The 22,243-nt window shown below is 35.2% G+C and carries 20 protein-coding genes; 6 read left to right on the forward strand and 14 right to left on the reverse strand.

Annotation, left to right across the window (positions count from 1 at the left end; genetic code table 11):
- Positions 1-70: 70 nt before the first annotated feature.
- From G6534_RS09170 to G6534_RS09185, 4 genes are all read right to left on the reverse strand, one after another.
- A complete protein-coding gene (locus G6534_RS09170; RefSeq protein WP_059075236.1) occupies positions 71-1,774 on the reverse strand; it encodes a YfhO family protein in 1,704 nt (567 codons plus the stop codon).
- A gap of 47 nt (positions 1,775-1,821) precedes the next feature.
- Positions 1,822-3,477, reverse strand: a complete 1,656-nt coding sequence (locus G6534_RS09175; protein ID WP_182082621.1) for a hypothetical protein — start codon at positions 3,475-3,477, stop codon at positions 1,822-1,824.
- 65 nt (positions 3,478-3,542) lie between these two features.
- Positions 3,543-4,358, reverse strand: a complete 816-nt coding sequence (locus G6534_RS09180) for a hypothetical protein (protein WP_059075238.1) — start codon at positions 4,356-4,358, stop codon at positions 3,543-3,545.
- 5 nt (positions 4,359-4,363) lie between these two features.
- Positions 4,364-5,026 carry an HAD hydrolase-like protein gene (locus tag G6534_RS09185; RefSeq protein WP_182082622.1) on the reverse strand — a complete coding sequence of 221 codons (663 nt, stop codon included), beginning with the start codon at positions 5,024-5,026 and terminating at the stop codon, positions 4,364-4,366.
- Positions 5,027-5,113: 87 nt separating this feature from the next.
- Here G6534_RS09185 and G6534_RS09190 point away from each other — a divergent pair, with 87 nt between their 5' ends.
- Positions 5,114-7,447 (forward strand): HAD-IC family P-type ATPase, encoded by a 2,334-nt coding sequence (locus G6534_RS09190; protein WP_182082623.1) that lies wholly within the window; start codon positions 5,114-5,116, stop codon positions 7,445-7,447.
- Between the two features lie 270 nt (positions 7,448-7,717).
- Here G6534_RS09190 and G6534_RS09195 read toward each other — a convergent pair whose 3' ends face one another.
- From G6534_RS09195 to G6534_RS09225, 7 genes are all read right to left on the reverse strand, one after another.
- Complete coding sequence (locus G6534_RS09195) at positions 7,718-7,870, reverse strand: hypothetical protein (protein WP_161936672.1); 153 nt, start codon at positions 7,868-7,870, stop codon at positions 7,718-7,720.
- 10 nt (positions 7,871-7,880) lie between these two features.
- Entirely contained in the window at positions 7,881-8,039 is a 159-nt protein-coding gene (locus G6534_RS09200) for a hypothetical protein (RefSeq protein ID WP_161936673.1), read from the reverse strand.
- 89 nt (positions 8,040-8,128) lie between these two features.
- Entirely contained in the window at positions 8,129-10,273 is a 2,145-nt protein-coding gene (locus G6534_RS09205) for an SLAP domain-containing protein (RefSeq protein ID WP_059075126.1), read from the reverse strand.
- Between the two features lie 256 nt (positions 10,274-10,529).
- Positions 10,530-10,727: a hypothetical protein gene (locus tag G6534_RS09210; protein ID WP_059075127.1), complete on the reverse strand. Its 198-nt coding sequence runs from the start codon at positions 10,725-10,727 to the stop codon at positions 10,530-10,532.
- A gap of 74 nt (positions 10,728-10,801) precedes the next feature.
- Positions 10,802-12,253, reverse strand: coding sequence for a glycoside hydrolase family 1 protein (locus tag G6534_RS09215; protein WP_059075128.1), 1,452 nt, complete (start codon positions 12,251-12,253; stop codon positions 10,802-10,804).
- A 64-nt stretch (positions 12,254-12,317) separates the two neighbouring features.
- Positions 12,318-14,327: a beta-glucoside-specific PTS transporter subunit IIABC gene (locus G6534_RS09220; RefSeq protein WP_182082624.1), complete on the reverse strand. Its 2,010-nt coding sequence runs from the start codon at positions 14,325-14,327 to the stop codon at positions 12,318-12,320.
- A gap of 111 nt (positions 14,328-14,438) precedes the next feature.
- On the reverse strand, positions 14,439-15,275 hold the full coding sequence (locus tag G6534_RS09225; protein ID WP_059075130.1) for a PRD domain-containing protein: 837 nt from the start codon (positions 15,273-15,275) through the stop codon (positions 14,439-14,441).
- Between the two features lie 281 nt (positions 15,276-15,556).
- Here G6534_RS09225 and G6534_RS09230 point away from each other — a divergent pair, with 281 nt between their 5' ends.
- From G6534_RS09230 to G6534_RS09245, 4 genes are all read left to right on the forward strand, one after another.
- Positions 15,557-16,030, forward strand: coding sequence for a DUF2975 domain-containing protein (locus G6534_RS09230; RefSeq protein ID WP_182082625.1), 474 nt, complete (start codon positions 15,557-15,559; stop codon positions 16,028-16,030).
- Positions 16,031-16,039: 9 nt separating this feature from the next.
- Positions 16,040-16,243 (forward strand): helix-turn-helix domain-containing protein, encoded by a 204-nt coding sequence (locus G6534_RS09235; RefSeq protein ID WP_119317167.1) that lies wholly within the window; start codon positions 16,040-16,042, stop codon positions 16,241-16,243.
- A 137-nt stretch (positions 16,244-16,380) separates the two neighbouring features.
- The gene (locus G6534_RS09240; protein ID WP_059075132.1) at positions 16,381-16,749 is read left to right on the forward strand and encodes a hypothetical protein; all 369 of its coding nucleotides are present in this window, start codon (positions 16,381-16,383) and stop codon (positions 16,747-16,749) included.
- A gap of 142 nt (positions 16,750-16,891) precedes the next feature.
- Positions 16,892-19,573 carry a hypothetical protein gene (locus G6534_RS09245; protein WP_182082626.1) on the forward strand — a complete coding sequence of 894 codons (2,682 nt, stop codon included), beginning with the start codon at positions 16,892-16,894 and terminating at the stop codon, positions 19,571-19,573.
- A 38-nt stretch (positions 19,574-19,611) separates the two neighbouring features.
- Here G6534_RS09245 and G6534_RS09250 read toward each other — a convergent pair whose 3' ends face one another.
- From G6534_RS09250 to G6534_RS09260, 3 genes are all read right to left on the reverse strand, one after another.
- Entirely contained in the window at positions 19,612-20,253 is a 642-nt protein-coding gene (locus tag G6534_RS09250) for an SDR family oxidoreductase (protein WP_059075134.1), read from the reverse strand.
- Positions 20,254-20,365: 112 nt separating this feature from the next.
- Positions 20,366-21,346, reverse strand: a complete 981-nt coding sequence (locus G6534_RS09255) for a ribose-phosphate diphosphokinase (protein ID WP_059075135.1) — start codon at positions 21,344-21,346, stop codon at positions 20,366-20,368.
- A gap of 15 nt (positions 21,347-21,361) precedes the next feature.
- Complete coding sequence (locus tag G6534_RS09260; RefSeq protein ID WP_059075136.1) at positions 21,362-21,742, reverse strand: YueI family protein; 381 nt, start codon at positions 21,740-21,742, stop codon at positions 21,362-21,364.
- 128 nt (positions 21,743-21,870) lie between these two features.
- Between G6534_RS09260 and G6534_RS09265 the strand changes: the two genes are divergently transcribed.
- Positions 21,871-22,110, forward strand: coding sequence for a hypothetical protein (locus tag G6534_RS09265; protein ID WP_059075137.1), 240 nt, complete (start codon positions 21,871-21,873; stop codon positions 22,108-22,110).
- Positions 22,111-22,243: the final 133 nt, after the last annotated feature.

Genomic DNA, 22,243 nt, shown 5'->3' on the forward strand with positions numbered 1-22,243 from the left:
TCAAACAAATAAGCATCTATTCAGATAATGGCAGCCGTTGATCGACTACATCTGAATAGATGCTATTTTTTTATTCTTTAGAACGTAAACCTTCGATTCTTCCAAAATCTACTAAGTTCAATTTATTGATAAAAATAATTGCTATCATAATCAACAATGATAAGAACGAAATGCGACGTGCAACTTTTTGCGTCATCGTCTCAAAGTAATCAATGACAACTTTTCCACTGCCGTTGACCGTCACTTGAGCTAAATTATTATTAGTCTTATCTACTCGCAAGTTGGATACTTTACCTTCCGATTGAGTCGATTGAAAACCATAATAGGCAATAATAGGAATATCTACTTTAGCGTGTTTAGCATTTTTAAAACTAAAGCTCAGGCGCGTTCCATATTGCTTAAACTGACTAATTTTAGCCTTACCAGCCATTATTTGTGGCTTGTGAGGCGTTCTTTGTAAATCACTTAAACTAGTACCTTGCGGTAAGTATTCTTGCCCTGCGCCAATACTAAAGGGCTCTAGTTGATTGTATTCACTCTGATCAACAAATTGTAATGATGATCCTTGTACCAAACGATAACTAGCCGAAATAGCAAACAACAAAGTAAAGACTATCAAACCACTTTTGGCTAATTTACTATTAAAGAGTTTTAACGGATCACTTGCCACCACAATAGCTAATAACAAAGTAATCAACATATCAAATCGCCAAGGATACTGAATTACTTTGAATGGCGTATGATTTAAAATCACCCACGGAAAGACTTTGGTACTGCAAAGCAATAAGATAACACCTATTAACGCAAAATCTTTGACAGCCTTATTCTTAATCTTAGTAAATGACAAAACAATTACGATGGCCGCAATGAATAAGACGATACCAATATTTGGTTCACCTAGACCATTGTTCAAACTCCATTTACTCATGTCAAAGAAACTAGTAGCACCCTTTGGTAAAATTCCCTTTGACTGCGTTAAAACAAATTTCGTATGTCGCAATTGCTCAATCATTGGCAAGAAATACGCTGCTGATAGCAACAAAGAGCACAACGCTGCCCATCCCAATGACAATAAACGTTTAGGATGCTTTTTAACTTCTTTATACTGACACAAACCGATGATAACTATCAAAATAGCTACTAGAATCGGTGAAATTGCATGCGAGTATATGATTGCCGTCATTCCAAAAGCTAGATACCACCAGTTCTTACGATTACCATAAAAAATTTCGTAAATACCTAACATCGCAATGGGTAAGAAAATGAAAGCTCCGACTTCACCTAAGTCATGGCGAAACAATAAATTGTGCAAACGATAAGTCGACAAAGTATAAACGAAACTGAATACTAAACTATTGAGATACTTTTGACTGACTTTGTAAAAGCACAAAAAGGATATTCCAAAAGTCAAAAAGTTAACGAATAAATAATATCCCATCAAAGTTTGAGCACTTGAAAATCCCATCAAGCGTAAAAACGCAGCGGGATACAATAAGAGATCTGAGTAAAAGATATTGACAATATATCCAAAACCATCCATAAATGACATATTTACAAATGGGAAGAATTGATGTCGTTGTAATGAATGATACAAGCCCTCTATCCGCATCATGTGAAAACGGTCGTCACTAGTACCTAAATAAGTCCAAATTTTCCCATGATAAAACTGCGTTTGATAAAGTGCTAAAAAACTAACTAATAAGAAAAGTAAAATTGTAAATACAATTATTGTGATTTTCTTAGTGGATTTTTTCTTCAAAAAACTTAATTGCATAAAATAAATGCCTTCCTTTGTACATGCAATATCACATATTATACTCACTATTCAAGTTTTGAAGAAACTCTATTTTGACGAAAAATGTAAATAATCATTATTAAAAAGCTAATTATGGATATCAATTTACTGATTTTTTGAATGGGAGTTTTTTCATATTTAACTCGTACAACCCCACTACCACGGACTTTTACTTGAGCTAAACCATTGTTAGTTTGATCCATTTTTACCGCTGAAACATCTCCAGTAGACGAATTGGACGAATATCCGTAATATCCAATAATCGGTAGATCGATTTTTCCGGCTTTAGTAGCGTTGAAGTTCAACTTAATTGAAGAACCTTTTTGTTGAAAATTTCTAATTTTTATCGAACCACTTTTAACTTCGGGCACGTGTTTTGTTCTCCGCAACTGTTCCAAATTAGCGTTTTTAGGTAAATATTCCTGCCCTGCGCCAATACTATAAACGTCCAAATTATTAAAAGCAGCGTAACTGTCATCTTGGGTTGGATGGTTAGTAACCAAACTAAATTCAGCCAAGCAAATTATTATAATTGTTAAACTAATGATTGCACCTTTTTTCCAAAAGCGATTCAACCAATCACAAGGATCACTGGCTAAAATAACCGCAAATAAGACTGTCACTAACATATTAAAGCGCCACGGAAATTGAATTATATTCAATGGTGTATGAATAAATAAATTCCATGGAAAAATATCGGTCGTCATCAATAACAAAATTTCACCAATAATTGCAAAATCACGAACTGCTGGTGCTGCCTTCCAAGCTATTATTGGAACAATTAAAGCCATCAATAACATCAAAATTCCAATATTTTGCTTGAAAAGATCATTTTCCAAACTCAATTTAATTAAATCTGAAATTTGCATACTACCTTGTGAGACATAAATTAATGGTGCATGCGTTAATTTAAATTGAGTATGCTTCAATTGTTCATACATCGGTAAAAAGTACCCTAAACTCAATAATAACGACGATAATCCTGAATAAACCAACGTTAAAATTCTTTTTGGTTCTTCAACTAAAGTTTTGATACGGAAAATAATGACTAACAAAATAAAAATGGCAATTAATATCGGTGACAAAGCATGCGAATAAATAACCGCCGTCATCCCAATCGTCAGATACCACCACTTACTATTATCTGCGTAAAAAATCTCATAGACGCCCAAAATAACGATTGGTAAAAACGTCAAAGTTAATACTTCGCCGATATCGAAACGACGTACCATATCAAAAATCCGATAAACCGATAAAGTATAAACAAAACTAAAGACCAAACTCTTATCAAATCTTCGACTAACCACATAATAAGATTCAAATGAAATCACAAATGTTGCGAAATTTATCAAAACATAAAAACTAATAAAAGCCTGAACGGTCGTCATTCCCAATAGTCGTAAAAAAGCTACCGGGTAAAGCCACAAATTAGAATAAAAAATATTTGAGATGTATCCAAATCCACCCAAAAATGACATATTAACGACTGGAAAGAAATTACCATGTTTGATGGCTTCATACAGTCCTTGCATTCTCATAACGTGGAAACGTCCGTCATTGCCCATTTCCAAAAAAGACCAGATATGTCTGTCCAGTCCCGTTAAATAAATTGAAAGAATACTAACTACTAAAAACAAAATCAATGTCAGTGGAAATTTGTATTTCAAAAGTATTTTTTTCATAATTTTGACCTAATAAAAAAGGGAACTCGAAGACTAAGTCCTCAAGTTCCCTCAAATTTTGTTTTTCAATATTTATACTTAACAGTACTGCCCCAATCCAGAATACTGACAATAAATACCATAAAAATAATGGAAATATAACTAATAAATATTCCGTTTAGGACATTGTATAATACATCTCTGACATTGTAATCTATATTGTTTACGATGTAATCCTGCAATGGAAAGTACGTACCTCCTAAGAGCATCGCTAATAAAATCGATGTGCAAATTCCCACTGTTCCCAAATGATGGAAGAATAACATATTAGAACCGACTTTAGCACGCAAACGTAACGCTAAAATAACGAACAAGACAGCCGCAATCACCATAACGGTCTTGATCAAACGCTTGATAGTTTGGACTCGTTCAATAACAGTCTCAATCGGTCCTAAATCATTATTGACGATTTGATTCATTATACCTTCGTTACTTTTAATAACTGTATCAATCTCACTATCAATATTTAAACCGTACTTATTGGCTTGGTCCTTCAATTTAGTACTAATAGTGGACAAAATATTACTACCGATAGTTAACTGCGAGTCATCATCATACACTTCGTCTACTGAAACATTAATAATTCTTCTGACATCTTTGTTAGTTAGATTCACCGCTGACAAATCAGTTGAAACAGAATAACTATTGACCAGTCTACCTAAACGTTGATTCGTATAGTTTCTGATCAAAGTAACATTAGTATCACTACTAACGACTTTTTTGACATAGTTACTGTTTAAGACTGTGGACAGAGTTATCCCTAAGAAAACGATAACCATTAAACAAATTGACAATAATATCAAAGTAAAACCGTGTCTGTTGTATGACAATGACTTGCTCATAATTTCTAATTCTCCATAGCTAGTTTAGCAATTTCTTGTGGTTTATTTACGATCCATTCTGAATTGGCAGATTTCAATTCAGCATAATCCCCAAAGCCATAAGTTACCCCAATAGCTTTTAAATTATTTTTATGTGCCCCCACAATATCACTGCTACGATCCCCAACCATAACAAGATTCTTTGTGTCTAACTCAACTGAAGTTTTTTCGATTCCATAAGAGATAACGTCTTCTTTTAAAGAACGAATCGATTCATCTTCAGCTGCCCCGAAAACATGTCGTACGTATTGTTTCATATCTAGTTGATCAATAATCTTTTTCGCAAAAACTTCCGGTTTAGAAGTCGCAATGAAGAGTTCTTTATCAGCTTTCTTCAAGGACTCCATCATATCATAAATGCCATCAAAAACAGTATACTGCTCCCAGCCTTCTTCTTGATAGTACTCACGGAAAGCATTTATACTTTGATTAATAAATGGGTCATCTGGCGCTACATGGTCGTACTTTTGCAAAGATGCACCAATTGTTGGTCCGATGAAAGTATGCAAAGTGGCATCATCATGTGGAACGTAACCTAAAGTATGCTCATACATGTACTTCAAGCTCTTCATAATTCCAATTTCAGAATTAATAATCGTTCCATCCAGATCAAAAAATAAATTGTTCAAATTAAATTCATCCTTTTATGTTAAATTTAAGTTATGTAAAGAGTATATAGCATTCAATAGAAAATAACTAACAGTCGTAGGTAGAGTATGGTAAAAATCAAACAACCTCAAAAATATACCAGTCTCGACGAAGGATTAACTAGTCAAGAGGTTGACTCCCGAGTACAACGGGGACTGACAAATGTTCAAATCAAAAAATTATCGCGTCCGATTCCAAAAATTTTGGCCGATAACTTATTCACTCTGTTCAATTTTTTAAATCTAGTCATCGCTATTTTAATTTTTTGGACTGGATCCTATCGAAATCTCTTTTTCCTAGGTCCCGTTATTGCCAATATTATTATTGGAAGTTATCAGGAAATCCGTGCCAAAATCACCGTTGATAAAATCAGCTTGGTCAACTCAGCTAACTTTAATGTTACTAGAAATTCACAATTAGAAAAAGTCGATATTGCTGATTTAGTCGAGGACGATATCGTAACGGTCAAACGTGGCGATACTATCCCCGCTGATGGTATTATTCGCACTTCTAATGGCTTGCAAACTAATGAATCAAGTATTACAGGTGAAGCTGATACTATCAGTAAAACGGTCAATGATGAGGTCTTCTCAGGAAGTTTTGTCGTCGCCGGTCAAGCTCAAATCCAATTGACACAAGTCGGTAAAGAAAGTTTTGTTTCCAAAATTTCTTCTGCTGTCGGTAAGGAAAAACGTTCTGTTAGTGTTTTGATGAAAATTATAAATAATATTATTAAAATTCTAACATATACTATCATTCCAATTGGTTTATTACTATTTTTCAGAACCTATTCTCAAAATAACAACGTTGCTAAATCAATCCTTGGAACTTCAGCCTCAGTTATTGGGATGATTCCTGAAGGCTTAGTCTTATTAACGTCCGTGGCTTTAGCTACTGGAGCTTACAATTTATCCAAACGTCGTATTTTGGTTCGTTCCTTGAGTGCCATTGAAATCCTAGCTCGAGTCGACGTCTTGTGCCTTGATAAAACAGGTACGATTACAACTGGTAAATTGACTGTCAAAAAAACTATCAGTTATCAAACCAGCGAACAAAACGTACAAGCAATTGCTCAAAAAATCGTCGACGTCACTCAAGAATCAAATGCAACTGCTTTAGCTGTCCAGGCTTTAAAAATCAAAGCATTCGAAAGCGATGTAAAGAAGGTCATCCCATTTTCATCAGAAACTAAATATTCTGGTTTTGTCACTAATGACGATACTCGTTACATCATGGGTGCCCCAGAATTCATCATCAAAAATCCTAGTTCACAAATAACGAATACAATTCAACAAGCTGCTCAAAAAGGATTCAGAGTTATTGCGATACTCAAAGAAACCTCTCAACAAGAAGTTCTAGGTTTATTATTAATTTCTGACGAAGTTAGAGAGCAAGCTCCCGATACTTTCAATTACTTGCATAATCAAGGTATCAATCTCAAAATCATCTCTGGTGATAATCCCGTTACTGTAGCTAATGTTGCTGCTCAAGCAGGTATTGCTTCTGGAAATGACTACATCGATATGAGCCAAGTTGATGAATCTAAAGACTATCATGAATTGGTCAAGTATTATAAAATTTTTGGTCGGGTTCGTCCTAGTCAAAAATCAGAATTGATCAAAGCCATGCAAGATAATGGATTAACTGTTGGTATGACTGGCGATGGTGTCAATGATGTTTTAGCCATGCGCCAATCTGATTGTAGTGTCGCTATTGCTGGTGAAAGTGATGCGGCCGAAGCTGCAGCGGATTTCGTTTTATTAAATCGTAACTTCGATTCCATGATCTTCATGCTCAATGAAGGTCGTCGAGTAATCAATAACGTTGAACGTGTCGCTTCACTATTCTTGATCAAAACCATCTATTCAGTAGTACTATCGATTCTCTTCATTATTTTGGGAACTGGTTATCCATTTGAACCTTCTCAATTAACGCCAATCAACGCTTTGACTGTCGGTATTCCAACTTTCCTATTAGCCTTGGAACCAAACTATACCCCACCAGCAGGACGTTTCATGCATAACGTCATGGAGATTGCTTTACCAGCCGCTATTTGCAATATTGCCTTTATCGTGGCAATTTCGATTTTGGGGAATCACTTTAACTTCTCCTACGAAATCACTTCGACATTATCGGTCTTTACAATCGGTGTAATTGGTTTCTGCGCTTTGATTTCGATTGCTAATCCTCTGTATGTCAGAAAGCAAATTATGATTGGTATCGCCTTTGCTCTTTTCATTATCACTTTCATCTTCAGTGAAAAGGCCTTTGGCTTACAAAGTATTTTAAATTGGCACTACACTTACCTGTACATCGCTATTTTCCTGACCGCTTGGCCTTTATTTATGTTCATGCGTGAAGTCTTAGGTCGTCGGGTATTTTCAAAAATTAATTGGAAATAAATATAATAGTTTTATTCCGTCCTCCATAGCAAAGAAAATTTGGCTGGAACGTAGTGGGAACGATTTTGAGCTTTTGCATAAACCAAGTGCGCAAAATCTCAAAACTCGGCCTTATTCTAAGCAACAAGTTGCTAAGAATAATTTCACTACTGAGCTAATTTTCTTTGCTATTCCGGACTAGATAGTAATTCTAATTTCAATTCAAAAAACATCTTTTAATAGTAAAAACATCTATTCAGATAAATGTAAAAAATCTGAATAGATGTTTTTTTATTTAATTCTTCTCATAATTACTGCACTTAACAATATAGCGATAACCAATACCGCTCCAATGACTGTTTGACTAACCTTCAACATGCTTAATCCAAAAACAACAATGAAGGCGATGAACCCCATAATCATGCCCTGCATACTTCTATCCATAATTTGCTCCCTATTTATCAACTTTTTTGGCAATTGCATAAATGACTAAACCAATAACTATGGCATAAATCAAACTTTGTACTAACATATTTAATTTTAACGTTGAAACAATTCCGACTACTAAAGCTGCCACCATAACTATCAGCAACATTTTAATCATCCTACGCATCTTATGCCTCCTTTTGATTATAGTGTAACCCATAATGTAAGCGGGAACAAAATAAAAAATACACCAACAAAGTCAGTGTATTTTAGAATTTATCTTAATGTTGAGTCGCTTGCTTTGATCCATTCATCTGTAGCAACACGATACATCTTCTTGCCTCTAATTGTGGCACTTCTATCGGTGTACCAAGGTGTATTAACGTCTAGGGCACGATCGATAATTAATTGTCCTTTAGAGTTATAAACTGGTGTGACATTTGTTCCATTAGTTACAGCCACCGTTTGTAGAGGTGTGTACTTGTAAACATCACTAGCTTTGACATATTCATTCGTTGCAACACGATAGTATTCAGCGCCATTGATGGTTACAGTCTTATCGATGATCCAACTTGAACCTTCAGAAAGGACTACATCATCGTTTAATTTGCCGTTACCATCATAAATCTTGATATTACCGTTGTGTGGATAACCGGAGACGATATTATCAACCGTTTGATCTGATTTTTGAACGTAAACTGTTGAAGTTGGTGTATCTTTATCGATTGTGTAATTAATGTCATCTGCATTAACGAAAGCATAACCAGTTGGAGCCTTCAAAACAATCTTCGATTCATTGGCGCCCTTACCTGATTGTGTACCGACTTCTTCACCAGTATCTTGATCAACGTAGGAGATATTATAAGGTGTGTCAGCAGCTACAACATACTTAGTTACCTTTTGGTCATTCTTCAAAAGAATAAAGCCATGGTCGATAACAGTTGCCAATGCATAGCCATCAGGAGCTGTAACTCCAATGTAGCTACCGAAATCACCAGTACCTTTGGATTCCGTTCCAACTACTTTACCAGTTGTTTTGTCTCTGAAAGTTACAGTGTAATTTAAGGAATTGGAATCTGCTTTTGGTTTTACATAAATGTTTTTACTTGGAGTTAAGCTACTTAAATTTTGAAGTATATCAGACTGATTAACTAGCTTATAGTTTTCTGGAACATTTGTAAGAACAGCTGATGTACCTTCATTACCTTGGAGTTCTTCAGAACCCACATTATTACCAGTTGTAATATCTATATAATTTACAGTAGTATCGGCGCTCTTAGTTACGTAATATGTCTGTTTATTATTGTTAGAAGTTGCAGTAAAGTCACCATAATTGCCACTCAAAGCATAACCACTTTTTTCAGGAAGAAGTCCTTCAACATCTTCAGTTGTAAATGTGGTTTTATCCTTAGGGAAGGCCGTATATACTACATTTCCTGAATTTTTATCTTTGAATGTTATTACTGGATGAACGGTACTTGAATCAATATTAATCGTTTGATTGCCAGAAGTATATGTAATTGGTTCTCCACTAATAGCATCTTTCACCGTATTACCGGCTGTATCAATTGCTGTAGCTTTATAATCAAAAGTGGCTGTTTTGCCGTCTTCTGAATTTTTGCTATTAATTGTATTTAACAAATACATATTTCCGTTATCGTTAAGCATCCCAATATCGTTCAAATCATTAAGATCATTAACCGTACCACCTACTGAATTTTTAATCTTTGTCCAATTAGGTGCCGTGTATGTATTAACTGTTCTTTCAGCTTTAATACCTGTAATGTAGTTGTCTTTTGGTGTGAAAGTTACTGTCTTCCCATCCGATGACATTGTTCCAGATACTGTAGCAGTATTTTCTTTGCCATTAGCGTCTGCACCATTAGAACTTATAGCCTTAACATCTGAATTTTCAGCAGTATTTTCGATACCAGTGTCTCCATCTTTGAAGTTCATAATCTGACTATTATTAGTAAATGAAACGATTGGTTTGGCAAAATTATAATCTACTGTAACAGTCTTAGTTACACCGTTAAGTGTGTACTTGACTGTCTTAGGAAATCCATTTGAATCCTTATTGGATGTAGTCATAGGAACCAATTGTTCGTTACTATCGACTACGTTTAGTTCCCCTTGCAAGACATTGTCAAATTGAGTGTCAGTCTTTTGACCAAAGATTGGCGCAGCATACATAGTTTGACCATCTTCTAGATCAGAAAACTTCATTTGGGAATTAACGTTGCTAGCAGTAGAACTTGAATTCAATAACTCGTTGATAACTTGAATCACATTGTTAGCGATTTCAGTTTTGTCAACGCTTAATGCCTTGTTGGAACTAGCCTGTGCAACTGTTGTATTTGCCCCTAAAATAGTGCTCGATAACAAAATACCAGTCAAAGCTATCATTTTTATTTTTTTCATAGCACATATCTCCCTGATAAATTATATATATCTAAACACCTTTATCATATCAAGAAATACAAAAAAAAGAAGGACAAAATACCCTCTTTTCTTAAAAAAGTTTAAACAATTCATAAAATTTATAAAGCGATTACATTATTTTGGATAATCATACCAAAAATTTTTAATTACTGAACTTTTTTTAATAATATAGATCACATAAAAAAAGACAGAATGCTTTAAAAAACAATTCTGTCTATATTTATTTATTCATTTTTTACAACCAACGTTTATGATGTCGCATGAATATTTCGTGATTCTTCTCCATACCACCTAAATAAACTATCGACAACACTAAGACCGCAAATAATGCTAAGAACGCATTTGGTTGGTTGAAGAAGTACAAAATTATTGCTAGTACGATTAATATTAGGATCGATACTCTAAGCGAAAACCTCGGTACTTTGTCTTTCATAAAATTATTACCTCTTTGCTTTGAGATTTCACCTATATTATGGAAGATTTTTTAACAACGTGCAATCCAGATGCTTAGTTATTTTCTAAATCTTCACCATCAGAAGCGATAACTTTCTTGTACCAGTAGTAACTCTTCTTTGGAGTTCTGCTAAAGTCTCCTTCTTCATTATCGTCACGATTTACATAAACAAATCCGTAACGTTTAGCCATTTGACCAGTTCCGGCAGAAACTAGATCGATACAACCCCAAGGAGTGTAACCAATCAAATCGACACCATCTTTGATAGCTTCTTTCATTTGTTCGATGTGACCTTTGAGATATTCGATACGATAATCATCGTCAATTGAACCATCAGCTTTGACTTCATCACGAGCACCTAGTCCATTTTCAACGACCATGATAGGAATACCGTAACGTCCATAGATATCATTCAAGTACCAACGTAGACCTTTAGGATCCATAGCCCAGCCCCATTCACTGTACTTCAAGTAAGGATTTTTCACACCAGTACTGAAGTTACCAGCAGCTTCAGCTTTACTTTCATCAGTTGTCAAAGTATTTGATGAATAGTAACTGAAACTATAGAAGTCAACTGTACCTTCTTTAAGTACTTCACTATCTTCAGCTGTAATGTCTAACTTAACATCATGTTCATCCCAGAAGCGTTTAGCAAAGTGTGGATAAGCACCGCGAACTTGAACATCACCACAATAGTAGTTGTTGATTTCGTTGGCCAATTGAGCTTTCAAAACATCGTCAGGGTTAGATGTTAGTGGATAGTTAACGTTACCGGCAATCATACAACCAATCATGTTATCAGAATTGATTTTGTGACCAATTTTAACTGCCAAAGCACTGGCAACGAATTGATGGTGCAAGCCTTGTAGGTTAGCTTGGATATCGTCGTTACTCATCTTAGGATTGAATGGTGCAGCACCGTCTTCAACTGGAAGTCCTAGTGACATATAGCCACCAAACATCATACCGATATTGATTTCATTAAATGTTAACCAATATTTAACGAGATCTTTGTATTCGGTGAACAAAGTCTTAGCGTATTTAACGTAAAAGTCGATTACCTTACGGTTACCCCAGCCACCATAAGCTTCAGTTAAATGATAAGGCATTTCATAGTGAGAAATTGTTACTAATGGTTCAATACCGTATTTATGACATTCCTCAAAGACATTACGATAAAAGTCCAAACCCTTTTGATTAGGTTGGTCATCGTCACCGTTAGGGAAAATTCTTGTCCAACCAACTGACAAACGGTAAGTCTTGTAACCCATGCCTGCTAGTAACTTAATATCTTCCTTGTAGTGGTGGTAAAAGTCACTACCTTGGTGAGATGGATAATATTCGCCTTGTTTAACGGTCTTAGTGAAGACACGTGGCTTCTCATATGTACCACCTAATAAGAGGTCAGCTGTACTAACACCTTTGCCATCAACATCCCAGGCACCTTCGTATTGGTTAGCAGCAGTAGCGCCACCCCATAAAAAGTTCTTTGGAAATACTGTCATAATTAAATTCTCCTTCTTTACAATCTATTAATATGGTAACGTTTTCTTTGACTTGAAAACAAGCCTATTTCAAATTAATCAAATTATCGCCATCGTTAACTTGACCATCAGCAACAACTTCGACATCGTTATAGTCTTTACTATTCGTCACGATAATTGGAGTTGTAACGTCATAACCTTGGTCAGTGATACCGTCAACATCAAATTCCATTAATAATTGACCTTTTTTAATTTCTTGATCTTGTTCAACGTGACTAGTGAAACCTTTTCCTTCTAGTTGAACTGTATCCATACCAATGTGGATCAATAATTCAGCACCGTCTTTAGAATTGATTCCGATAGCGTGTTTAGTTGGGAAAACGACGGAAACTTTACCATCAACTGGGGCATAAACTCTACCCTCGTCTGGCATAATAGCGATTCCTTTACCTAAAGCACCAGAAGAGAATACTTCATCTTTGACGTCTGCTAATTGAACAACAGAACCTTTGATTGGACTAACGACCGTTTCAGGTGTAACTGGATCTTTTTCAACAGTTTCAGGAGCAGCTGTGGCTGTAGCTGAATCTGAGTTTAATGTTGCTGTAGCTAATTGTGGTTCTGCATTTGTGTTTTCAACATGTTCTGGTTTAGAATTTTCAGCTTTCAAATCTTCTTTGTTGAAACCGAAGAACAAAGCTAAAAGCCAACCTGATAAGAATGAAATTACAAATGAAATCAAAGCACCATAGAATCCCATATCGATACCCTTAGGGCCAATCAAACTAGGCAATGTGAAGACACCTAAACCACCAGTCATGTAATATCTAGTACCAAATAGACCTAGAAAAGCACCACCAATAGCAGCACCGACACAACTCATAGCAAAAACTTTTTTACGTGGCAAAGTAATACCATAAATAGCTGGTTCAGTAATACCAAAGATACCTGACAAGAAAGCGGACCAACCTAAACCTTTAACTTTCTTACTCTTAACTTTCGTAATAACGGCTAAAACAGCACCGATTTGAGCAAATGAAGCACCAATTGTTAGAACTAGAATTGGATCACTGTGAAGTGTTTGTAAATTAAGCATTTGTAGTGGAACAAGTCCCCAATGTAATCCGAAGATAACAAGTACTTGCCATAAACCACCAAGAACAGCACCTGTGATAATTGGACTCAAGTTGTATAGGGCTGAAGCTCCAGCAGCTAATGCGTCACTGACCCATGAAGTGATAGGTCCAATGATTAATAATGTCAAAGGAACGACAATCAACAATGTAAAGAATGGAACTAAGAATGTCTTAACAACAGTTGGAACAATCTTCTTGAAGTATCTTTCAACTTTGGAAGCTAACCATACAGCTACGATAATTGGAATAACTGATGAAGTATAGTTCATCATGATTACTGGAATCTTTAAGAAAGTAATGTGAATTGGTGAAGATAACATTGTTCCTGAGAACAATGTGAAAAGTGGTTTACCAGCCACGGCAGTAGGATTCAAAGCTACGATAGTTGGATAAACCAAAACCGCACCGATCGTCATACCGATAAACTGATCAACACCGAACTTCTTAGCAGCCGAAAGTCCTAAGATAACTGGTAAGAAGTAGAAGAATGAATCACCAATAGCATAAAGAATTACATAAGTACCAGAGGTCTTAGTAATTAAACCGGAGGTCAAAAGAATTGTTGCTAAACCTTTGATCATCCCGGTAGCAGCCAAAATACCTAAGGCTGGAGCGAAAATACCAGAAATCAAATCAATAAATTTATCAAGAAGACTCATATTTTCGTCTTCTTCACCATAATCATCAGGAACAGCTCCACCATCTGGGAAACCACCCACTTTGATAACATGATCGTAAACATCGGCAACTTCATTACCAATAACAACTTGGTATTGACCACCACTTTGAACAACTGTAACGACACCGTCTGTATCTTTTAATTCTTCGGTGCCGGCTTTTTTCTCATCTTTTAATTTGAAACGTAATCTAGTAGCACAGTGAACAACGCTTTTGACATTGTCTTTGCCACCAACTAACTTAACTATTTTTTTAGCTAAGCCGTCATAATCTTTAATCATAATATCCTCCTTCTCCAACAAAAAAAGCTCAAGACAACATCCCCACACCAAAAGTGTTGAGTAATGTAAGTCTTGAGCTTATGCCTGCCGAACAGTAACACGCTATTATATTTAATTGTTACGATGAGTCACTCGCCAAACGTGTAAAATCAAGTAAACTTGATCATTTTGGGAAAGTGCCCATCCTTTAGTATTGCGTAAAAATGTTGAGATCTTTTGGACTGTCGCATTTTCATCAGGATACTTCATAATCATCAGCTTCAATAAACTCGGATCCAATTGTTCAGTTGAAGTATTGTTTGATTTTAATTTTCTAATTAAAAAATATCGCAAATGCGAAACCAAGCGGCTGTAATTAAATGATTCATCATCCAAAGTCGTGTGATAACTGATCTGAATAATATTAATAATATCCGCAATCATCTTTGACACTTGAATCGTATCTTGCAAAGTTTCCTTTTCATTTTCGAGATTAACGAAATGATAAGTTAGAAAAACTAATTCACCCTTTGGAAACATGACACCCAAATCTTCTCGAATAATTTCAATAGCTCGAACAGAAGCTTGATATTCTTTAGGGAATAATTTTTTAACTTCCCAACTAACTGCTCGATCTGTAAACTCAATGTGTTCTTTAGCACGTTTATACGCGAAATTGATATGATCAGCCAAAATCAAATATTGATAGTCATTGAATTTAACTTTCAAGAAAGCTTCGACGTCTTGAACAATGTCAGTCGTTACATTAATAATGTCTTCGTCATACTCTTTTAAAGTATCGATTTCATCATTATTAACTGATTTGAATTTTTGAGTAATCTTTGATGCGTCCACCAAATCACCCGGCTTCTTGCCAAATCCAATTCCTTTTCCAACAATCATCCATTCAACGTTTTCATCATCGACGACAAGAGCGGCATTATTATTATAATTTTTGACAAATTTCAAAAATATACCCTCCTCAAAAAAAATACCCACTAATCTTACACTTATAGTGTAACAAGTTAGTAGGTTTATGCCTGATCGAATCAGTAACACGCTTTTTGTTTACGAGCATTATGATAGCGTTTTCTACAATGCTCGTCAAGTCATTTTTTATAAAAAATTTATATCAAAAATAAATAGCTAAATATTCAAAAGTATATTCTTTATTGTTTTTCAATAAATTCATATTGTTTATCAATATAAAATGAGCTAAAATATCCTTAATCACAAAGGAGATTTCGATTATGAAAATCAAAACTACTTTACTAAAATTTGTTACTTTGATTATAGATGCTTTTGTTTTATTCTTTGTAGTCATGTTATCGATGAGCATGCTTAACGCTATTCAAGATCATCCCTTTGATTTATTAACAACAGTTGCTGGCGTGACCTTTTTAACTGTGGGTCTATTAGTCCTTGTCATCAGTTACTACTTATTTAGAATTTTCAAATTGATTGACAATCATAATTTCTTTACCCAACAGGCACTACATTTCGTTAGAATGGTCCGCTATCTGTTCATCGCCTGTTCAGTTGTTCTACTCGCAATTTTACCGATAGCTTATCAGGCTGCCGATATCGATGATGCTCCTGGATTAATTATTGTTGCCTTAGGATTTATCTTCTTTCCCAGTGCAATTGCCGCTTTTATTTCAGTCATGGAAAAAATTCTGATCAACTCGATTCAATTTAAACAAGAAAATGAATTAACGATATAGGAGGTCAAAATGATAAAAATAAATTTAGATCTTCTACTAGTCAAAAAGAATATGACTGTTACCGAATTGGCTGAAAAGGTTGGTATCACGCAAGCTAACATCTCAATTTTGAAAAATGGACGTGCTAAAGCAATTCGTTTTTCAACTTTAGAAAAAATCTGTCAAACACTAGACTGTCAGCCCGGTGATATCTTAGAATATATACAGGAATGACGGAATGTATATATAGCTCTTTCCTTACTCCTTTAAGCTTCAGCTCGTATCTTCACAAAATCATCAAGCAATCTTTAAATAATATAATTTTTCTTATGCTAATATGCAGTTGAAGTTATAGAAAGGAGTCTTAGATTATGTCAGAGACAAAGAAAGTTATTGCCGTAGCTTTAGATATCAATAAGATTCCCTACAATAGTGATGTTGATGTCATTTTTACCCCAGGAACTCAAAAAATTTGGTATACGAGAAATACTCAATCAATTGAGATACCTAAACGGATTTTATTATTTGATTCACTTTTGAATTCATTCTTTAAGAAATTTTCTAAAAAATCCAATAAGCATGATGTTTTGAAATTCAATTATTTTACTAATAAAGTTGCAAGCTACTTGAAGGATCACCCATATGACGCGGTCATCTTCGAAAACCAACAACTTAAGAATAAAATTCTTCCTAATTTCAAAAATAAAAACGAATATGTCGTTGAAGATACGATGGCTTAACTTTTACCGATTCCTTTTGGGATCGGTTTTTTTGCGTTTCATTTAGGAAAAATAATATTTTTAATAAATGAAATGAAAGCGTATTCATTTATTGATATACTACTGTATACAATGAATATACATTTTAGGGGTGTGAATTTCGATGAAAGGACATCATAAGCATCTGATTGGATATATTTTTATATCCCTTTTTGTGCTACTTATAAACTTCTTTATACCTTTGACTACTGTTAAAGCTGAACCAGTGGGTTTGCCTTTGAATGACCATATGGTTATTAGTACACCAACAGTCATTAATCCACCAAACGGTTCAAATCCTTTTACAACAAACAGTACTACTATTTTAAACAATGAAACTATCAAACTCACTAGTGGCCCTGGAAGTGATCAAAAGAAATCAATGAGTTTAGTCTATGATATGCACACAAAAAATATTGGTACTTACGGAACAATTTGGTCTAGGGATAACAAAATGTGGGATTTATCACAAAAGCAAAGTATATCAGCCTGGCTATCATTCGGGGAATACAATAATTCGAAATTATCTAATGGTGAAGGTATGGCTTTTGTATTGCAAAACGATCCTCGCAAAACAACGGCCATGGGTGCAGGTTTACAAGGCCTAGGTGTTTATGGATTAGATTATACATCCATAATCAATTTTGGTATCTCTGCGACTCCAGCTACATCCGATATCATTTCTAATACTGCGATTAAAAATAGCATTGCATTAGAATTCGATTCGCATGTAAATAAAGCAAGTGATACTGGAGATGATTCAACCCCCATAATTCTCCAATACAAAACTGACAAGATTGGTATCACTTCAATTGACAAATATGTTACATCTCATTCTTTTGATGGAAATTTAAAAAATGCCGGTAAATCTCCCGCCGATGTTGGATTTCCTGACAATATTCTTTTACCAGAATCTTTCTTAGGAATAAAGGCAAACGGAAACACTATGGATAGTGATTCTACAGGACATATTGCATTTGCTTTACCTAACTCTCCATATTCGTATTCAAATATTTTTCCAACCACTTCATTACCTACTGAATTTGAAAATGATAAAGTCTCTTCAACCATGGGATTGTTTCATTCAAATATACAAAAAGCTGAATTAATCGATGATGAAGATTACTTTGGGCATGGTGTAAAATGGCATCACGTAACAATAAGTTGGGAACCAGATGAAAATCTTCTTGCCGGAACTTTAAGCTATTCTTTTAATGATAAAGATGAGAATGGCATCACAAATACAAATAAGACTAGTAACAGATACTTCAAGCGTGTAGATTCTTCTATAAAAATCCCAATGAGTACATTCGATGTTCACAATGGTGACTATAACGTTTATTGGGGCTTTACTGGAGCCAATAGTACTTTGGGACAAAATAATGATTCTAGTCAAGGCACTGTTTTTGACAAATATGTCAAATTGGAAACTCTACCTGACTCCCCTAGCCCAATCGCCAACAGTTCGATAACAGACTTAACGCTAAACAAAACTATTACTGACCAATCAACTGACATTGACGTCAACAGTGGCGACTCGGTCGATTTAAATTATGAAATTCGTCACGCTAAAGATGATGACACCAAATCTGATTCCAAGATTCTTCCCGATTCACAAAAACCTTCTTGGAAAGACATTGTCGCTGCTATCCAAATCCCTGATATGGAAACTTACTTAGATTTTCGCCAAGAAGACAGTCCCAATACTCCCGGGCAAAAACGTATCGGCTACATCGAATATCAAGACGGTACTCAAGACGACCTATTAGTTTCAGATGTCTCTTTGACTAGTGGTCAAGCTGAAAGTACTAGTACCAAAGTCTCCATTAACAGCCGTTTAATTAACAAAAAACTTTCCAAAGATCTCGATAACGCCGACAATAAAATTACCAATATTAAAATTTTTGGAACAGCTATTAATAAAGATTTAAAAGACCATCTAGTTCAAAAAGCACCCGCCTACTTCAACGGTAGCAATGCCATCATTTCAACTAGTTCTCCAGAATTTAACATCCGTTATGAGAAGAACTGGAGCTTAATGGCTAAAGGGCTTGAAGAAAATTACACCCTTCGTTTCCAACAAGATAATCCTAATATCACTTTACCTATCGAATTGTCCTACAATCCTGAGCAAAAATTTGTTCCTGGAGATGAATTAATCGTTGATATCAATATCGATAATTATAAAAAGATTGAAAGTAAACTCAATGTTACTGGCAATGATACGACTGAAAAAATCGAAATTCCTATCAATGAAACAATCTTTGATTCGACAAGTGACTTTTGGGATACCTTCTCATTAGAAAAGAACAACCCTCACCGAATTGAAATCACTGTAACCGACAAGGACTCTAAGGTTTCTAATAATGTTCAGTTTTTCGTTGAAGTAGTTCCTGATAAAATTCTCGAAGTCGATGCCTCCAAGAGTATTTCTTTCAATGATATCAATTATTCTAGCAAAGCTGACTACATCCAACGTAAAGATGATGGCTACGTTAAAGTAACAAGTCGTAACAACCCTTGGCAACTACGAACTCGTGTAGTCACACCTCTAACTAAAGCTAATGACAACGAACAATTCGCCGGTAGTTTACTTTATATCGATGACGACCAAAGATCTGCTTTAGATGATTCGCCAACTTTGATTGAACAAGACAATCACAGTTATCCTGAAGAAACTGAAACAATGATTTCTGATTCTTGGAAAGATGACACGGGTGTAATCTTGAAACAAACTGGTTTGAACGAAGCTGGTAAATATACTGGGGTTTTGGAATGGAGTTTAGCTGACGCTGACATTAATTAAAGCACCAAAAAAGGAGCCCACAATCAGGCTCCTTTTTGTTATCTAATAACGTCTTGAATATCTTGATCTCCAGCAGAGAAATTGTATTCATTTTTGATTGATGATGGAGTTTGAATAGCTTGAGCGATAACTTTTGCGACATCAGCTCTTGCTACAGAACCACCTTCATAATTGCTTTGGATATTAACTTTTCCAGTTGCAGGATCATCGGTCAAAGTTCCCGGATGAACAATTGTGTAATCTAAGTTTGTGCTACGAAGATACTTGTCAGCATAATGCTTAGCTACGTAATAAGGTCTGATTCCTGAAGCTTCCCACTTCGTACGATCATCACTGTAAACAGCACTAACCATGACATAACGCTTGATACCAAGAATTTGAGCGGCATCCATTGTCTTGATAGCTCCGTCCAAATCGATTTCAATTGTCTTGTCATATCCAGCACCACCGGCACCAGCGGAGAAGACGATCGTGTCGGCGCCAGATTCAGCAATGGAATTTTGAATATCCTTTGGAGATGCTGTTAAATCAATGTATTGAGTTGAAATACCATCTGTTTGGTATGCTTTGATCTGTTCTTCTTTACGCAAACCAGCCGCAAAATCAATCTTTCTAGCTTTCAACTCGTCAACTAACAAACGACCCACTTTACCATGGGCACCAATAATAAGTACTTTCATTAATAAAACCTCCTCAAGTACCATTACCTTAACAACAATTTTTTTATTTTTCCATTATTAAGTATTTTGATAACAAAAAAATCCCAATCACTAAGGATTGAGATTAATTAACTTATTTAATAATTGTGAAGCTATCACGAACATCAAATAATGAGTCAATTGATTCATTATCTTGAGTCATGCGAATAGCATCGCCAACTAAATCAGTTACAGATAAGATCTTTAATTTATCAAAATGGCATTCTTCTGGAACGACAATTGAATCTGAAACTAGTACTTCCATCAAGTCTGATGCTTCTAAGCGTTTTGCAGCATTCTTTGAGAAGATTGGATGTGTAGCAACGGCAGAAATTGTCTTGGCACCGGCCTTTTTAACTGCTTCAGCACTATTGATCATTCTAGTACCTGTATCAATCAAATCATCAACGATAACACATTGTTTACCATCGACGTCACCAATAATATCAGGAATAACATCATCATCTTCAGTTGATCTTTGGTCAACGATAGCAATTTGTGAACCAAATACTTCAGCCAAAGCACGAGCACGTTTAGTTGAGTTGTGGTCAGGAGCTACGAAGACGAATTCGTCAGGGTTCTTGATTTTTTGTTCAAAGTAGCTAGCAAAAATTGGCATAGCACGTAAGTGATCAACAGGGATATCAAAGAATCCTTGAATTTGATCAGCATGCATGTCGATGGCAATAACGCGATCAACTTGTCCCATTTCTAGCATATTGGCAAACAACTTAGCTGAGATAGGTTCTCTAGAACGAGATTTTCTATCTGAACGTGTGTAAGCAAAGTAAGGCAATACACAAGTAATGCTGTTAGCACTAGCACGTCTCAAAGCATCTACAGCAATCATCAATTCCATGAAGTTGTCATTAACAGGATCAGAAACTGAATGAATAATGTAAACGTCTTTTCCACGAATACTTTCGTTCATTTGAATGTTGATTTCACCATCACTAAAATGTGAAACGGTAGCATCCAACAATGGAATTCCCATGTAGTCAGAAATTCTTTTTGCTAATGGTTTATTACCATTTAAAGAAAGTAAAGCAATTTTATCTAATGAGCTATTAGACATTTTTGTCCTCCAAAATTATATAAGCACTGGTCTATCAACAGGTTTACCCTCGTTAGCAATAACTAGTCCCATGTCATTATCAGTTAAGGCACGGTCTTTATTACGGACTCCCGATTGTGAAACTATTGTAAACTTATACTTTAATTTTACACTCAATTGTAGGTATTTATCCAGTATATATGAATCAATTTTTCCATTTAAGTACAGATGATACTGTGGATATTTTTTCATAACGCTTTCAACTGTTTTGATATTATCCTCATTTTTTAATTGGGCAATCGTTAAAGCAATTGCTACTCTTTCAGCAAAGTTTCCCAAGAATTTATTCTTCTCATCAGGCTTTAACTGTGGCTTGCCAAAAACATTTTGTTTAATATAATCTTCAACATTAGTCATCTATATACCCTCCATATGTCATAGTATAGCGGAGAAAACCTTTTAATAAAAGTTAATGATATTGTTATTCTTTCCATTCTTTTAGCCAATAATTGTATAATGAAAAAAAGAGAAAGGATGTGTTACTTATGGATGAAATGGTATTTTTTAACCCCGGCGATGCTATTGCCAACTCAAAAGATTACGGCGAAGCAGTCCGTGGGGCACAAATTTATAAAGCAAAGGATCCCTACGAATCATCCCTAGTAGTTGCACAAGATGTTTCCGACAATAAGAGCTTTGCTGTTTACTTTGCTAAAGACGAAAAAAAAGATATTAAAGATTCTGATACTGGTATTGTTAAGTATCATTTGAAAAAGAAAATTTAAAGATTATAGTTCCTTCTGAGTTTAATTAGTGTAATATTCCGTCCTCCATAGCAAAGAAAATTTAGCTGGAACGTAGTGGGCTCGATTTTGAGCTTTTGCATAAACCAAGTGCGCAAAATCTCAAAACTCGGCC

The sequence above is a fragment of the Companilactobacillus pabuli genome (assembly GCF_014058425.1).
Lineage (GTDB): Bacteria > Bacillota > Bacilli > Lactobacillales > Lactobacillaceae > Companilactobacillus > Companilactobacillus pabuli.

Coding starts and splice junctions, on each gene's coding strand:
- G6534_RS09170 (WP_059075236.1), bottom strand. CDS start 1,774: ATGCAATTAAGTTTTTTGAAGAAAAAATCCACTAAGAAAATCACAATA.
- G6534_RS09175 (WP_182082621.1), bottom strand. CDS start 3,477: ATGAAAAAAATACTTTTGAAATACAAATTTCCACTGACATTGATTTTG.
- G6534_RS09180 (WP_059075238.1), bottom strand. CDS start 4,358: ATGAGCAAGTCATTGTCATACAACAGACACGGTTTTACTTTGATATTA.
- G6534_RS09190 (WP_182082623.1), top strand. CDS start 5,114: ATGGTAAAAATCAAACAACCTCAAAAATATACCAGTCTCGACGAAGGA.
- G6534_RS09195 (WP_161936672.1), bottom strand. CDS start 7,870: ATGGATAGAAGTATGCAGGGCATGATTATGGGGTTCATCGCCTTCATT.
- G6534_RS09200 (WP_161936673.1), bottom strand. CDS start 8,039: ATGCGTAGGATGATTAAAATGTTGCTGATAGTTATGGTGGCAGCTTTA.
- G6534_RS09205 (WP_059075126.1), bottom strand. CDS start 10,273: ATGAAAAAAATAAAAATGATAGCTTTGACTGGTATTTTGTTATCGAGC.
- G6534_RS09210 (WP_059075127.1), bottom strand. CDS start 10,727: ATGAAAGACAAAGTACCGAGGTTTTCGCTTAGAGTATCGATCCTAATA.
- G6534_RS09215 (WP_059075128.1), bottom strand. CDS start 12,253: ATGACAGTATTTCCAAAGAACTTTTTATGGGGTGGCGCTACTGCTGCT.
- G6534_RS09220 (WP_182082624.1), bottom strand. CDS start 14,327: ATGATTAAAGATTATGACGGCTTAGCTAAAAAAATAGTTAAGTTAGTT.
- G6534_RS09230 (WP_182082625.1), top strand. CDS start 15,557: ATGAAAATCAAAACTACTTTACTAAAATTTGTTACTTTGATTATAGAT.
- G6534_RS09235 (WP_119317167.1), top strand. CDS start 16,040: ATGATAAAAATAAATTTAGATCTTCTACTAGTCAAAAAGAATATGACT.
- G6534_RS09240 (WP_059075132.1), top strand. CDS start 16,381: ATGTCAGAGACAAAGAAAGTTATTGCCGTAGCTTTAGATATCAATAAG.
- G6534_RS09245 (WP_182082626.1), top strand. CDS start 16,892: ATGAAAGGACATCATAAGCATCTGATTGGATATATTTTTATATCCCTT.
- G6534_RS09250 (WP_059075134.1), bottom strand. CDS start 20,253: ATGAAAGTACTTATTATTGGTGCCCATGGTAAAGTGGGTCGTTTGTTA.
- G6534_RS09255 (WP_059075135.1), bottom strand. CDS start 21,346: ATGTCTAATAGCTCATTAGATAAAATTGCTTTACTTTCTTTAAATGGT.
- G6534_RS09260 (WP_059075136.1), bottom strand. CDS start 21,742: ATGACTAATGTTGAAGATTATATTAAACAAAATGTTTTTGGCAAGCCA.
- G6534_RS09265 (WP_059075137.1), top strand. CDS start 21,871: ATGGATGAAATGGTATTTTTTAACCCCGGCGATGCTATTGCCAACTCA.